Raw genomic sequence first — 13,471 nt, 5'->3', positions numbered from 1 at the left:
AGTGCGCAGCGCTCACAAGATAGTTGGGCCTGCTACGCAGTCCAGCGGGAGCAAGCTCCCTCGCCACAAGGATTGTGTGAAGCTGATGGTTATTCCAGCGCCGCAAGAACCTTGTCCGGGTCGTACCCGCGAATCAACGTGCCGTTCACATCGATCAGCGGAATTCCGCGTCCTCCCAGCGCCTCGTAGGCTTTACGCGCTTGGGCATCCTTCTCGATATCGAATTCCTTGTATGGAATGCCCTTCTGGTCGAGAAAGCGTCGGGTCAGCTTGCAGTAGCCGCACCAGTCGGTGGCGTAGAGCACGACGTTGGCCTTGGCCTGGGTCTGCTCGGACACCACCTGCGAGGGGTGAAACACCCGCTCGATCTTGCCCCAGTTCTGGTAAACCACGACCACCAGCAAGATCAGCAGGCACTTCTTCAATACACCGCCGAGCATCAGTTGCGTCGCTTGAGCTGGTCGGTCAATTGGGTCGGCAGGCCTTTAATGATCAGCGTACCTGCTTCTTCGTCGTATTCGATCTTCGAGCCCAGCAGGTGCGCTTCGAAGCTGATGGACAAGCCCTCGGCGCGGCCGGTGAAGCGGCGGAACTGGTTCAGGGTGCGTTTATCCGCAGGGATCTCGGGCGACAGGCCGTAATCCTTGTTGCGGATGTGATCGTAGAAAGCTTTCGGGCGTTCTTCGTCGATCAGCCCGGACAGTTCTTCCAGACCCATGGGCTCGCCCATTTTTGCCTGGCTGCTGGCGTAATCCACCAGGGTTTTGGTCTTCTCGCGTGCGGATTCTTCCGGCAGGTCTTCGCTTTCGACGAAGTCACTGAAGGCCTTGAGCAGGGTGCGGGTTTCGCCGGGGCCGTCGACGCCTTCCTGGCAGCCGATGAAGTCGCGGAAGTACTCCGAAACCTTTTTGCCATTCTTGCCTTTGATGAACGAGATGTATTGCTTGGATTGCTTGTTGTTCTGCCACTCGGAGACGTTGATCCGCGCTGCCAGGTGCAACTGACCAAGGTCCAGGTGTCGCGAAGGGGTCACGTCCAGCTGATCGGTCACTGCCACGCCTTCACTGTGGTGCAGCAGGGCGATGGCGAGGTAATCGGTCATGCCTTGCTGGTAATGAGCAAACAGCACGTGGCCGCCCACAGAGAGGTTCGACTCTTCCATCAGCTTTTGCAGATGTTCCACTGCCACCCGGCTGAAGGCTGTGAAGTCCTTACCGCCGTCGAGGTATTCCTTCAGCCAGCCGCTGAACGGATGCGCCCCGGACTCGGCATGGAAGAAACCCCAGGCCTTGCCTTGTTTGGCGTTGTAGCTCTCGTTGAGGTCGGCAAGCATGTACTCGATGGCGCTGGACTCGGCCAGTTCGGAATCGCGGGCATGAAGAACTGCAGGTGTGCCGTCGGGTTTTTTGTCGATCAGGTGGACGATGCAATGACGGATCGGCATGGGCTTCTCGGCTGATTGAAGAGAGGAGGGCGTGCTCCCCCGAAAAAGCGCCCAGTGTACCGCAACCACTGGTTTTGGCGCGGTACGAAGGTCAATTCGAAGCTGCCCGACGGCCCTTATGCAGCTTTTTCACGATTTAGAGCAATAAAGCTGACCAAATGGGTAGCTAGAGGCGGATATTTCCCCGTCTCTGTGCTAGTTTTGCCCGGTCTTACGCGAAGTCACTGCGTTAAGCGTGCATTCAGCATTTGTCAGGTCGAACCAAACCCTGATTTCGGTATCTATAACCCCGACTCGTCGAGGTTATGCCGAGGGTGCCAGATCCAGAAGATCGGGCTCGATGGCTGACACTGCACTCTGCAATCCATATGAATTTGATAGGGAAGGAACACTACAATGGCTCTTACTAAAGACCAACTGATCGCCGACATCGCTGAAGCTATCGACGCGCCAAAAACCACCGCGCGTAACGCTCTGGACCAACTGGGCCAAATCGTTGCTGATCAGCTGGAAAACGGCGGCGAAATCACCCTGCCAGGTATCGGCAAGCTGAAAGTGACTGAGCGTCCTGCCCGTACCGGCCGCAACCCTTCGACTGGCGCTGCCATCGAAATCGCTGCCAAGAAAGTTATCAAGCTGGTTGTGGCCAAAGGCCTGACCGACGCTGTTAACAAGTAAGACTTGTTAGAAAAAACCGTGCTCCGGAGCAATCCGGGCACGGTTTTTTTGTGCGTGCGATTTACCACAAACACCGCTAAACCAATGTGGGAGCGGGCTTGCTCGCGAAGGCGGTGTGTCAGTCACCATTGAAGTCGACTGACACACCGCCTTCGCGAGCAAGTCGAATCGTCGCACCGCCGCTCCCACAGTTGATTTACGTCGGTCAGTTAATCAGCTTTTACGCGCCCAGCGTTCACGCCAGACCTGCTGCTCGCTTTTAGTCTGGAACGTCCAGGCGACAAAGCGGCTTTGCTTCTGCCCCTGAGACATTTCCACGACCTGGCTTTCCAATACACCGGCCTTTTTCAGTGCCGTCTGGATCGCAGGCAGGTTTGAGGCTTTCGAGACCAGAGTGCTGAACCAAAGCACTTTGTGTTGAAAATGCGCACTCTCGGCGATCAGTTGCGTCACAAAGCGTGCTTCGCCACCTTCACACCACAGTTCGGCCGATTGACCGCCAAAGTTCAGCACTGGCAGTTTGCGTTTCGGGTCGGCGCGGCCCAGTGCGCGCCATTTACGCTCGCTGCCCTTGGTTGCCTCGTCCATCGAGGCGTGGAACGGCGGGTTGCACATGGTCAGGTCGAAGCGTTCGCCGGGTTCGAGCAGGCCCAGCAGAATGTGCTTGGGATTGCTTTGCTGGCGCAGCTGGATGGCTTTGTTCAGCCCGTTGGATTGCACGATGGCTTTGGCGGCGGCCACGGCCGTCGGGTCGATTTCCGAGCCGAGGAAGTGCCAGCGATAGTCGCTGTAGCCGATCAGCGGATAGACGCAGTTGGCGCCCATGCCGATATCGAGCACCTTGACCGGCGCACCGCGAGGTATTTCACCGTCGTTGACGCTGGCCAGCAGGTCAGCCAGGAAGTGCACGTAGTCAGCACGGCCCGGCACCGGTGGGCACAGGTAATCGGCCGGGATGTCCCAATGGGCGATGCCGTAAAACGACTTGAGCAGCGCCCGGTTGAACACCCGAACCGCGTCCGGGCTGGCGAAGTCGATGCTTTCCTTGCCATACGGATTGATGATCACGAACTTCGCCAGCTCCGGCGTGGTTTTGATCAGCGCCGGGAAGTCGTAACGACCCTGATGGCGATTGCGCGGGTGCAGGCTGGCCTTCTCGCGGGGTTCCACGGCTTTGGCCGGGGTAGCGGAGTCAGGCTTCTTGCGCGCAGGTCTTGGTGTGCGGGGGGCGTTCATGGGCGTTGTCGATTCGGGTATGGCTAAAAGTGGCGGGTATTGTCCCACATTCGCTCCATGATGATGCATATCCCCCTGTAGGAGCTGCCGAAGGCTGCGATCTTTTGACTTTGATTCTCAGAAACAAGATCAAAAGATCGCAGCCTTCGGCAGCTCCTACAGGGCGCGCGGTGTATGGGGAAAGGGGCGGGCATAAAAAAGGGAGGCCGTTGCGGGCCTCCCTTTTCATTGCGACTTGCCGTTACAGGCTGGCAATCCGCGCATGCTGCTCGGCCAGCTTGCCCAAAGCCTGTTCGGCTTCAGCCAGTTTGGCGCGTTCCTTCTCGATGACTTCGGCCGGGGCCTTATCAACGAAACCGGCGTTGGACAGCTTGCCGCCGACGCGCTGAACTTCGCCCTGCAAACGCAGGATTTCCTTGTCCAGACGAGCCAGTTCGGCGTCCTTGTCGATCAGGCCGGCCATTGGCACCAGCACTTCCATCTCGCCGACCAGTGCGGTGGCGGACAGCGGTGCTTCTTCGCCGGCTTTCAGAACGGTGATCGATTCCAGACGCGCCAGCTTCTTCAGCAGCGCTTCGTTCTCGGTGAGGCGGCGCTGATCTTCGGCGCTGACGTTTTTCAGGAACAGGTTCAGCGGCTTGCCTGGACCAATGTTCATTTCGCCACGGATGTTACGCGTGCCGAGCATCAGGCCCTTGAGCCATTCGATGTCGTCCTCGGCGCCCTGATCGATACGTGCTTCGTTGGCCACTGGCCAAGGTTGCAGCATGATCGTCTTGCCTTCGATACCGGCCAGCGGCGCGACGCGCTGCCAGATTTCTTCGGTGATGAACGGCATGAACGGGTGCGCCAGGCGCAACGCGACTTCCAGCACTCGAACCAGAGTACGGCGGGTGCCGCGCTGACGTTCGACCGGTGCATTTTCGTCCCACAGCACAGGCTTGGACAGTTCCAGGTACCAGTCGCAATACTGGTTCCAGATGAACTCGTACAAGGCTTGTGCAGCCAGATCGAAACGGAACTGATCGAGTTGACGAGTCACTTCGGCTTCGGTGCGTTGCAACTGCGAAATGATCCAGCGATCTGCCAGGGACAGCTCGTAGGCTTCGCCGTTCTGACCGCAATCTTCGCCCTTGTCCAGCACGTAGCGTGCAGCGTTCCAGATCTTGTTACAGAAGTTGCGGTAGCCTTCGACGCGGCCCATGTCGAACTTGATGTCGCGACCGGTGGACGCCAGCGAGCAGAACGTGAAGCGCAGGGCGTCGGTGCCATAGCTGGCGATGCCGTCGGCGAACTCGTCGCGGGTCTGCTTCTCGATCTTCTTCGCCAGTTTCGGCTGCATCATGCCGGAAGTGCGTTTCTGCACCAGGTCTTCGAGCTCGATACCATCGATGATGTCCAGCGGGTCAAGGACGTTGCCCTTGGACTTGGACATCTTCTGGCCCTGGCCATCACGCACCAGGCCGTGCACATAAACAGTCTTGAACGGAACCTGCGGCGTGCCGTCTTCGTTTTTCACCAAGTGCATGGTGAGCATGATCATCCGGGCAACCCAGAAGAAAATGATGTCGAAACCGGTCACCAGCACGTCGGTGGAGTGGAATTTCTTCAGGAATTCGGTCTGCTCCGGCCAGCCGAGCGTGGAGAAAGTCCACAGGCCCGAACTGAACCAGGTATCCAGAACGTCGTTGTCCTGTTGCAGCGCAACGTCCGGGCCAAGGTTGTTCTTGGCGCGTACTTCGGCTTCGTCGCGACCGACATAGACCTTGCCCGACTCGTCGTACCAGGCCGGAATCCGATGGCCCCACCACAACTGACGGCTGATGCACCAATCCTGGATGTCGCGCATCCACGAGAAGTACATGTTTTCGTATTGTTTTGGCACGAACTGAATGCGGCCGTCTTCAACCGCAGCGATGGCCGGCTCGGCCAATGGCTTGGTGGAGACGTACCACTGGTCGGTCAACCACGGCTCGATGATGGTGCCGGAGCGGTCGCCTTTCGGCACTTTCAGGGCGTGATCGTCGACGCTGACCAGCAGGCCGGCGGCTTCGAAGGCGGCCACGATTTCCTTGCGGGCCTGGAAGCGGTTGAGGCCGACGTATTCGGCGGGCAGCGTGCCGTCGATTTGCTCGTTGACGCTGCCGTCGAGGTTGAACACCTGGGCCGCGGGCAGCACGTCAGCATTCTTGTCGAAGATGTTCAGCAGCGGCAGGTTGTGGCGCTTGCCGACTTCGTAGTCGTTGAAGTCGTGGGCCGGGGTGATTTTCACGCAACCGGTGCCGAATTCAGGGTCGCAGTAATCGTCGGCGATGATCGGGATGCGGCGGCCAACCAGCGGCAGCTCGACAAATTTGCCGATCAGGGCTTTGTAGCGCTCATCGTTCGGGTTAACGGCCACGGCGGCGTCGCCGAGCATGGTTTCCGGACGAGTGGTCGCGACGATCAGGTAGTCGTTGCCTTCAGCTGTTTTGGCACCGTCGGCCAGCGGGTACTTCAGGTTCCACAGGAAACCTTTCTCGTCATGGTTCTCCACTTCGAGATCGGAAATCGCCGTGTGCAGCTTGGTGTCCCAGTTGACCAGACGCTTGCCGCGGTAGATCAGGCCGTCTTCGTGCAGGCGCACGAACGCTTCTTTAACCGCTTCCGAGAGGCCGTCGTCCATGGTGAAGCGCTCACGGCTCCAGTCCACGGACGAGCCGAGACGACGGATCTGACGGCTGATGTTGCCGCCGGACTGATCCTTCCACTCCCAGACTTTCTCGAGGAATTTTTCGCGGCCCAGATCATGGCGATTCTGGCCTTGGGCTTCGAGTTGACGCTCCACCAGCATTTGCGTGGCGATACCGGCGTGGTCGGTACCCGGCTGCCACAGGGTGTTGCGACCCTGCATGCGGCGGAAACGGATCAGGGCGTCCATGATCGCGTTGTTGAAGCCGTGACCCATGTGCAGGCTGCCGGTGACGTTCGGCGGCGGGATCATGATGGTGTAGGACTCGCCCGCGCCTTGCGGGGCGAAGTAGTTCTCGGACTCCCAGGTGTTGTACCAGGAAGTTTCAATGGCGTGCGGCTGGTAGGTCTTATCCATGCGCGGCGGGACCCTATTGGCATTTATTCAGGAAAAGCCGGCAAGTATAGCGGGGCGTGGGGCGTAGGGCGAGCAGGTGCAGACAGGGCGCTTGATCAATTACAGCGCAGATCAAATGTGGGAGCGAGCCTGCTCGCGATGCAGGCGCCGCGGTCTATCAGGAAACCGAAGAGATGCTATCGCGAGCAGGCTCGCTCCCACAGGGGGTTGGTATTTACTCGTACTGACTCAACAACCGCTCCATCCGCGCATCCAGCCGACGTTTGATTTCGGTTTCGATGTGCGGGGCGAAATCGTCGATCACGTCTTGCATGATCAGCAGCGCGGCGGCGCGCAGTTCGCTGTCCAGGTGCAGCAGGGCGTCGGGGCCTTTGCTGGCGGCAGGCGACGGTTGCGCGGCTGGGGCGGGTGGCGGTGTCGTTTCGACTGGTTGCGGCGCATTGCCGACAGTGTCGAACAGCATGGGGATCTGTTCCTGATCACCTTCAATGACCGTGTCGGTCAGCAAGGGCGGTTGCAGGTTGTCATCGCCGAGCAGTTGGCGGATCGACTCGAGGTCATCCAGCAGATGCGCGGAATTTTGCTGCGGTTTTGGAGTGTCCATCGGAATGCTCAGAGTCGCTGTAAACGGTGATCTTGCAGAGGATAGCCCTGTTCGCGGTAGAAACGGAAACTCTCCCGCGCAGCCGTACGAATCGTCGGATCTTCCACCACCACTTCCGCCACGCGGGCGAACTGTTTGGCAAATACCGGGGCTTTCAGGTCGAGATTGACCAGCAGATCCTGGTGCTGACCGCAGTCATCGCCAAGACCCAGGACAATCAAACCCTCCGGCTCGCTTTCGGCGGGACCGTGGGGCACGAAGCTTTCGCCCTTGAAGGCCCACAAACGCGCATCGAGGTCATCACGCTGGGCGGCATCGCTGCAGTGCAGGTAAATGCGGTGGCCCATGCGCCAGGCTTTTTCGGTGAGCTTGCAGGCGAAATCCAGCCGTGCCGAAGGATCGGCGCTGGGCAGGATATAGAAGTCGACTTTGGTCATTGCGGTTCCTGAGCCTCGGGCGGCGCCAGTGGCACCGCTCGGGGTCATCGGTTTCAGGCTTTGGCGCGGTCCAGCAGGTATTGGGTCAGCAGGGGAACCGGACGGCCAGTGGCGCCCTTGTCCTTGCCGCCGCTGGTCCAGGCCGTGCCGGCGATGTCCAGGTGCGCCCAGTTCAGGTTCTTGGTGAAGCGCGACAGGAAGCAGGCAGCGGTGATGGTGCCGGCTTTCGGGCCGCCAATGTTGGCGATGTCGGCGAACGGGCTGTCCAGCTGCTCTTGATATTCATCGAACAGCGGCAGTTGCCAGGCGCGGTCGTCGGCGGATTGGCCGGCGCTCAACAGTTGGCCAATCAGCTCGTCGTTGTTGCCCAGCAGGCCCGAGGTGTGGGAACCCAGTGCGACGACACACGCGCCGGTCAGGGTGGCGATGTCGATTACCGCTTGCGGCTTGAAGCGTTCGGAGTAGGTCAGGGCATCGCACAGCACCAGACGGCCTTCGGCGTCGGTGTTGAGGATTTCCACGGTCTGGCCGCTCATGGTGGTAACGATGTCGCCAGGGCGCGAAGCATTGCCGCTCGGCATGTTCTCGGCGCAAGCCAGGATGCACACCAGGTTGATCGGCAGTTTCAGCTCAAGCACGGCACGCAAGGTACCGAACACGCTGGCGGCGCCGCCCATGTCGTACTTCATTTCATCCATGCCGGCGCCCGGCTTGAGGCTGATGCCGCCGGTGTCGAAGGTGATGCCTTTGCCGACCAGTGCGTACGGCTTCTCGGATTTCTTGCCGCCGTTGTATTGCATGACGATCAGGCGCGGCGGCTGGGCGCTGCCCTGGCCTACGGCGTAGAACGAGCCCATGCCCAGGTCCTTGATCTTCTTCTCATCGAGGACTTCGACTTTCAGGCTCTTGAATTCTTTGCCCAGGTTCTTGGCTTGCTCGCCCAGGAACGTCGGGTGGCAGATGTTTGGCGGCAGGTTGCCCAGGTTACGGGTGAAGGCCATGCCATTGGCGATCGCGGTGGCATGGGCCACGGCGCGTTCGACTTCAGCCTGTGCGGCCTTGATGGTCACCAGGGTGACTTTCTTCAGGGCGAGCGGGTCGGCTTTCTGGCTCTTGAACTGGTCGAAGGTGTACTCGCCATCTACCAGGGTCTCGGCCAGCAGGCGGTTCTTGCCATAGCTGTCGCGGCCTTTGACCACGACTTCGTCCAGGGCCAGTACTGCATCGCTGCCGCCCAGGCCTTTGAGGGTGTTAAGGATGCCGGCGATGATTTTGCGGAACGGGCGATCGCCCAGCTCTTCATCTTTGCCCACGCCCACCAGCAGCACGCGCTCGGCCTTGAGGTTAGGCAGGCTGTGCAGCAACAGGCTCTGGCCGACTTTGCCGGCCAGGTCGCCGCGCTTGAGCACGGCACTGATGGTGCCACCGCTCAGCTCGTCGAGTTGTTTGGCAACGGCGCCGAGTTTGCGGCCTTCGCCGACGGCGACCACCAGCGTGGCGGTCTTCAACGTTTCCGGGCTAACGCTTTTTACAACCAGTTCCATGTCTGGGTCCCTGAATTAATGGTCAAAGTGCGCGACGCGCAGAAGCTTGCTTATAAGTAGAAGGACGCCGGTGCAGTGCCAGCGACAAAGGCCGCAGTTTGAACCTCGCTACCGGCGCCTGACAACCCTCGGTCGTGCGAACTTCGGTGGTTCAGGTGTCTGCTTGAGCGTGCGCAGTGACAGGCGCACCCAATCACAGGATAATGCGCCATCTTTTTCGGCGGCTCTGCCCTGCGGGCCGACCGATACGTTTGTTTGTTTGGCCGCTTAGCCTGACAACCCTGGAGTGTCTGGTTTGATTGTCTTCCGTTATCTTTCCCGCGAAGTCCTGTTGACCTTGAGCGCCGTCAGCGCCGTGCTGCTGGTCATCATCATGAGCGGACGCTTCATCAAGTACCTCGCCCAAGCGGCCTCTGGCGCCCTGGATCCGGGCTCACTGTTCCTGATCATGGGCTTTCGTCTGCCAGGTTTCCTGCAGTTGATCCTGCCTTTGGGGCTGTTTCTCGGCATCCTGCTGGCCTACGGTCGTCTGTACCTCGACAGCGAAATGACCGTGCTGTCGGCCACCGGCATGAGCCAGCAGCGACTGTTTCGCATCACCTTGTTTCCGGCCACGCTGGTTGCGCTGGTGGTGGCTTGGCTGAGCCTGAGCCTGGCGCCACAAGGTGCCAATCAGTTCCAGCTGCTGCTGAACAAGCAGGACGCACTGACGGAATTCGATACCCTTGAGCCCGGCCGCTTCCAGGCTTTGCGCGACGGTACCCGGGTGACCTACACCGAGCAATTGTCGGATGATCGCGTCAATCTGGGCGGCGTGTTCATTTCGCAAAAGAATGTGAATTCCGACAAAAAGGACCGCGGGATTTCCGTATTGGTGGCCGAGAAGGGCCGTCAGGAAATTCGCCCCGACGGCAATCGGTATCTGATTCTCGACAACGGCTATCGCTATGACGGTAATCCGGGTCAGGCCGATTACCGCGCCATCAAATACGACGAGTACGGCGTATTGCTGCCCAAGCCGGACGTCAGCGACGAAGTCACCGATCGCGATGCGATGACCACCCGCTCCCTGTTGGGCAGTGACGACATCCGCTCGCGCACCGAATTGCAATGGCGTCTGTCGCTGCCATTGCTGGTCTTCATCGTGACCCTGATGGCGGTGCCGCTGTCGCGGGTCAACCCGCGTCAGGGCCGTTTCCTCAAGCTGCTGCCGGCGATTCTTCTTTATATGGCTTACCTGACCATCCTGATTGCCGCTCGCGGCGCCCTCGAAAAGGGCAAGATTCCGGCGGCATTGGGCTTGTGGTGGGTGCATGCGATCTTCCTGGCCATCGGCCTGGGCTTGCTGTACTGGGAGCCGTTGCGCTTGAAGATGGCGAGTCGCCGCAGTGCGCTGGAGGTGGCCCGTGGATAAGCTCGATCGCTACATTGGTAGCAGCGTGTTCATGGCGATCCTGGCGGTACTGGGGATCATTCTGGGTCTGGCAACGTTGTTTGCCTTCATCGATGAGATGGGCGACGTCAGCGATACCTACACGTTGGCGGATGTCCTGAGCTATGTGTTGCTGACTGCGCCGCGCCGTCTGTACGACATGTTGCCAATGGCGGCGCTGATCGGTTGCCTGATCGGCCTCGGCAGCCTGGCCAGCCACAGCGAACTGACCATCATGCGCGCTGCGGGCGTGTCGCTCGGGCGGATCGTCTGGGCTGTCATGAAGCCGATGCTGCTTTTGATGGTGGTGGGGCTGGTGATCGGTGAATACGTCGCGCCGGCAACAGAGGTCACCGCTCAGGCCAACCGCTCGCTGGCCCAGGGCAGTGGCGATGCGCAAAGCGCCAAGCATGGTCTGTGGCACCGTCAGGGTGACGAGTTCATTCACGTCAACTCCGTGCAACCCAATGGTCTGCTGTACGGCGTGACCCGTTATCGCTTCGATGATCAGCGCCACATCCTGTCTTCGAGCTTCGCCAAACGCGCGGAATTCGACACGGATCACTGGCAACTGAGCGACGTCACGACCACGTTGTTCCATGAAAAGAACACCGAAGTGGTGACGACTCCGGTGGAGCGTTGGGAGGTAGCGCTGAGCCCGCAATTGCTGAGCACTGTGGTGATGGCGCCTGAATCACTGTCGATCACCGGTCTGTGGAGTTACATCCACTACCTGGCTGACCAGGGTCTGAGCAACGGTCGTTACTGGCTGGCATTTTGGGTCAAGGTGTTGCAGCCGCTGGTGACCGCTGCATTGGTGTTGATGGCGATTTCCTTCATCTTCGGCCCGTTGCGTTCGGTGACCCTCGGTCAGCGGGTCTTTACTGGTGTGTTGGTGGGCTTCACCTTCCGCATCGTCCAGGATTTGCTCGGTCCTTCGAGCCTGGTATTCGGTTTCTCGCCGCTGTTTGCGGTGCTGGTGCCGGCCGGAGTCTGTGCCCTGGCCGGGGTCTGGTTGTTGCGCCGGGCCGGTTGATCGCGGGTTATTCCCGAAAGGCTTGTCACTCAAAACGCCCCTGTCGCAAGACCGGGGCGTTTTTGTACGCGCCGTCTGACCTGCGAACGTGACGCTTGCGTCGTGGATCAGGTACAATTCCCGGCTATTTTTCGGCGGGCTATGCCTGCAGCCTTTTTGAGTGTTGATCCGTGAGTGATTTGAGTCATATCCGCAATTTCTCCATCATCGCCCACATTGACCATGGCAAGTCGACGCTGGCCGATCGCTTCATCCAGATGTGCGGCGGCCTTGCCGAGCGCGAAATGGAAGCCCAGGTGCTGGACTCCATGGACCTGGAACGTGAACGCGGGATCACCATCAAGGCCCACAGCGTCACCCTTTATTACACCGCCCGCGATGGCATCAAGTACCAGCTGAACTTCATTGACACCCCCGGCCACGTCGACTTCACCTACGAAGTCAGCCGGTCGCTGGCGGCCTGTGAAGGTGCGTTGCTGGTGGTCGATGCCGGTCAGGGCGTTGAAGCGCAGTCGGTTGCCAACTGCTACACGGCGATCGAGCAGGGCCTGGAAGTCATGCCGGTCCTGAACAAGATCGACCTGCCTCAGGCCGATCCGGACCGCGTCAAAGAAGAAATCGAAAAAATCATCGGCATCGATGCCACCGATGCGGTCGAGTGCAGTGCCAAGACTGGCCTGGGCGTCGACGAAGTGCTCGAACGTCTGGTTCACACCATTCCCGCGCCGACCGGCAACTACGAAGATCCGCTGCAAGCGTTGATCATCGACTCCTGGTTCGACAACTACCTGGGCGTTGTATCCCTGGTTCGCGTGCGTCACGGTCGTGTGAAGAAGGGCGACAAGATCCTCGTCAAGTCCACCGGCAAGATCCACCTGGTGGACAGCGTCGGTGTATTCAATCCGAAACACACCCCTACCGTCGACCTGAAGGCCGGTGAAGTGGGCTTCATCATCGCCAGCATCAAGGACATTCACGGTGCGCCAGTGGGCGATACCCTGACCTTGAGCTCGACGCCGGACGTCGATGTGCTGCCAGGCTTCAAACGCATTCAGCCGCAGGTGTACGCCGGTTTGTTCCCGGTCAGCTCCGACGACTTCGAAGACTTCCGCGAGGCGCTGCAAAAGCTCACCCTCAACGATTCGTCGCTGCAATACACACCGGAAAGCTCAGACGCACTGGGTTTCGGCTTCCGTTGCGGCTTCCTCGGCATGCTGCACATGGAAATCATCCAGGAGCGCCTGGAGCGCGAATACAACCTGGACCTGATCACCACGGCGCCGACGGTAATCTTCGAGCTGCTGCTCAAGACCGGCGAGACGATCTATGTCGATAACCCGTCCAAGCTCCCGGACCTGTCGTCGATCGAAGACATGCGTGAGCCGATCGTGCGGGCCAATATCCTTGTGCCGCAAGAGCACCTGGGTAACGTCATTACCCTGTGTATCGAAAAGCGTGGCGTGCAGCACGACATGCTGTTCCTCGGTACCCAGGTACAAGTGACATACGATTTGCCGATGAACGAAGTGGTCCTCGACTTCTTCGACCGTCTGAAATCCACCAGCCGTGGCTATGCTTCGCTGGATTACCATTTCGATCGTTACCAATCGGCTAGTCTGGTGAAACTGGACGTGCTGATCAACGGCGACAAGGTCGACGCCCTGGCGTTGATCGTGCACCGTGACAATGCGCACTACAAAGGTCGCCAGTTGACCGAGAAGATGAAGGAACTGATTCCGCGGCAGATGTTCGACGTGGCAATCCAGGCCGCCATTGGCGGGCAGATTGTGGCGCGGACAACCGTCAAGGCGCTCAGAAAGAACGTATTGGCCAAATGCTACGGTGGTGACGTCAGCCGTAAGAAAAAGCTGCTGGAAAAGCAAAAGGCCGGTAAGAAACGCATGAAGCAGGTCGGTAACGTGGAGATTCCACAAGAAGCCTTCCTTGCAGTGCTCAGGTTGGATAGTTAGGT

The 13,471-nt window shown here is 59.4% G+C and carries 11 protein-coding genes; 4 read left to right on the top strand and 7 right to left on the bottom strand.

Features of this window, described 5'->3' with window-relative positions; all coding sequences use genetic code 11:
- Positions 1 to 89 precede the first annotated feature (89 nt).
- Together ACZ9IM_RS16940 and yejK are read right to left on the bottom strand one after the other, a co-directional pair.
- Positions 90 to 440, bottom strand: a complete 351-nt coding sequence (locus ACZ9IM_RS16940) for a glutaredoxin family protein (protein WP_476224507.1) — start codon at positions 438 to 440, stop codon at positions 90 to 92.
- Positions 440 to 1,444 (bottom strand): nucleoid-associated protein YejK, encoded by a 1,005-nt coding sequence (gene yejK / locus ACZ9IM_RS16935; protein ID WP_007905511.1) that lies wholly within the window; start codon positions 1,442 to 1,444, stop codon positions 440 to 442. Before yejK ends, ACZ9IM_RS16940 begins: the two co-directional genes overlap by 1 nt.
- Before the next feature lie 396 nt (positions 1,445 to 1,840).
- On the opposite strand from yejK, the gene ACZ9IM_RS16930 reads away from it, so the two are divergent.
- A complete protein-coding gene (locus ACZ9IM_RS16930) occupies positions 1,841 to 2,122 on the top strand; it encodes an HU family DNA-binding protein (protein ID WP_007905514.1) in 282 nt (93 codons plus the stop codon).
- Between the two features lie 213 nt (positions 2,123 to 2,335).
- Here the strand turns inward: ACZ9IM_RS16930 and rlmF are convergent, their stop codons facing one another.
- The 5 genes from rlmF to ACZ9IM_RS16905 form a co-directional block, all read right to left on the bottom strand.
- Positions 2,336 to 3,358 carry a 23S rRNA (adenine(1618)-N(6))-methyltransferase RlmF gene (rlmF, locus tag ACZ9IM_RS16925; protein ID WP_007905515.1) on the bottom strand — a complete coding sequence of 341 codons (1,023 nt, stop codon included), beginning with the start codon at positions 3,356 to 3,358 and terminating at the stop codon, positions 2,336 to 2,338.
- 241 nt (positions 3,359 to 3,599) lie between these two features.
- Complete coding sequence (locus ACZ9IM_RS16920) at positions 3,600 to 6,446, bottom strand: valine--tRNA ligase (RefSeq protein ID WP_427627518.1); 2,847 nt, start codon at positions 6,444 to 6,446, stop codon at positions 3,600 to 3,602.
- 214 nt (positions 6,447 to 6,660) lie between these two features.
- Positions 6,661 to 7,050 carry a hypothetical protein gene (locus ACZ9IM_RS16915; protein WP_008072054.1) on the bottom strand — a complete coding sequence of 130 codons (390 nt, stop codon included), beginning with the start codon at positions 7,048 to 7,050 and terminating at the stop codon, positions 6,661 to 6,663.
- An 8-nt stretch (positions 7,051 to 7,058) separates the two neighbouring features.
- Complete coding sequence (locus ACZ9IM_RS16910) at positions 7,059 to 7,487, bottom strand: DNA polymerase III subunit chi (RefSeq protein WP_476224504.1); 429 nt, start codon at positions 7,485 to 7,487, stop codon at positions 7,059 to 7,061.
- A 53-nt stretch (positions 7,488 to 7,540) separates the two neighbouring features.
- Positions 7,541 to 9,031 (bottom strand): leucyl aminopeptidase, encoded by a 1,491-nt coding sequence (locus tag ACZ9IM_RS16905; RefSeq protein ID WP_401177043.1) that lies wholly within the window; start codon positions 9,029 to 9,031, stop codon positions 7,541 to 7,543.
- 295 nt (positions 9,032 to 9,326) lie between these two features.
- Between ACZ9IM_RS16905 and lptF the strand changes: the two genes are divergently transcribed.
- From lptF to lepA, 3 genes are all read left to right on the top strand, one after another.
- Positions 9,327 to 10,445 (top strand): LPS export ABC transporter permease LptF, encoded by a 1,119-nt coding sequence (gene lptF, locus ACZ9IM_RS16900; RefSeq protein WP_063341464.1) that lies wholly within the window; start codon positions 9,327 to 9,329, stop codon positions 10,443 to 10,445.
- Positions 10,438 to 11,499, top strand: a complete 1,062-nt coding sequence (gene lptG, locus ACZ9IM_RS16895) for an LPS export ABC transporter permease LptG (RefSeq protein ID WP_063341463.1) — start codon at positions 10,438 to 10,440, stop codon at positions 11,497 to 11,499. The genes lptF and lptG overlap by 8 nt, the downstream gene beginning before the upstream one ends.
- A gap of 170 nt (positions 11,500 to 11,669) precedes the next feature.
- The gene (gene lepA, locus ACZ9IM_RS16890) at positions 11,670 to 13,469 is read left to right on the top strand and encodes a translation elongation factor 4 (RefSeq protein ID WP_007905525.1); all 1,800 of its coding nucleotides are present in this window, start codon (positions 11,670 to 11,672) and stop codon (positions 13,467 to 13,469) included.
- The last annotated feature ends 2 nt before the right edge of the window (positions 13,470 to 13,471 follow it).

This window comes from Pseudomonas sp. TE12508 (genome assembly GCF_056279485.1).
Note: the sequence above shows the minus strand (reverse complement) of the source record. Positions and strands in the feature narration are given on the sequence as shown.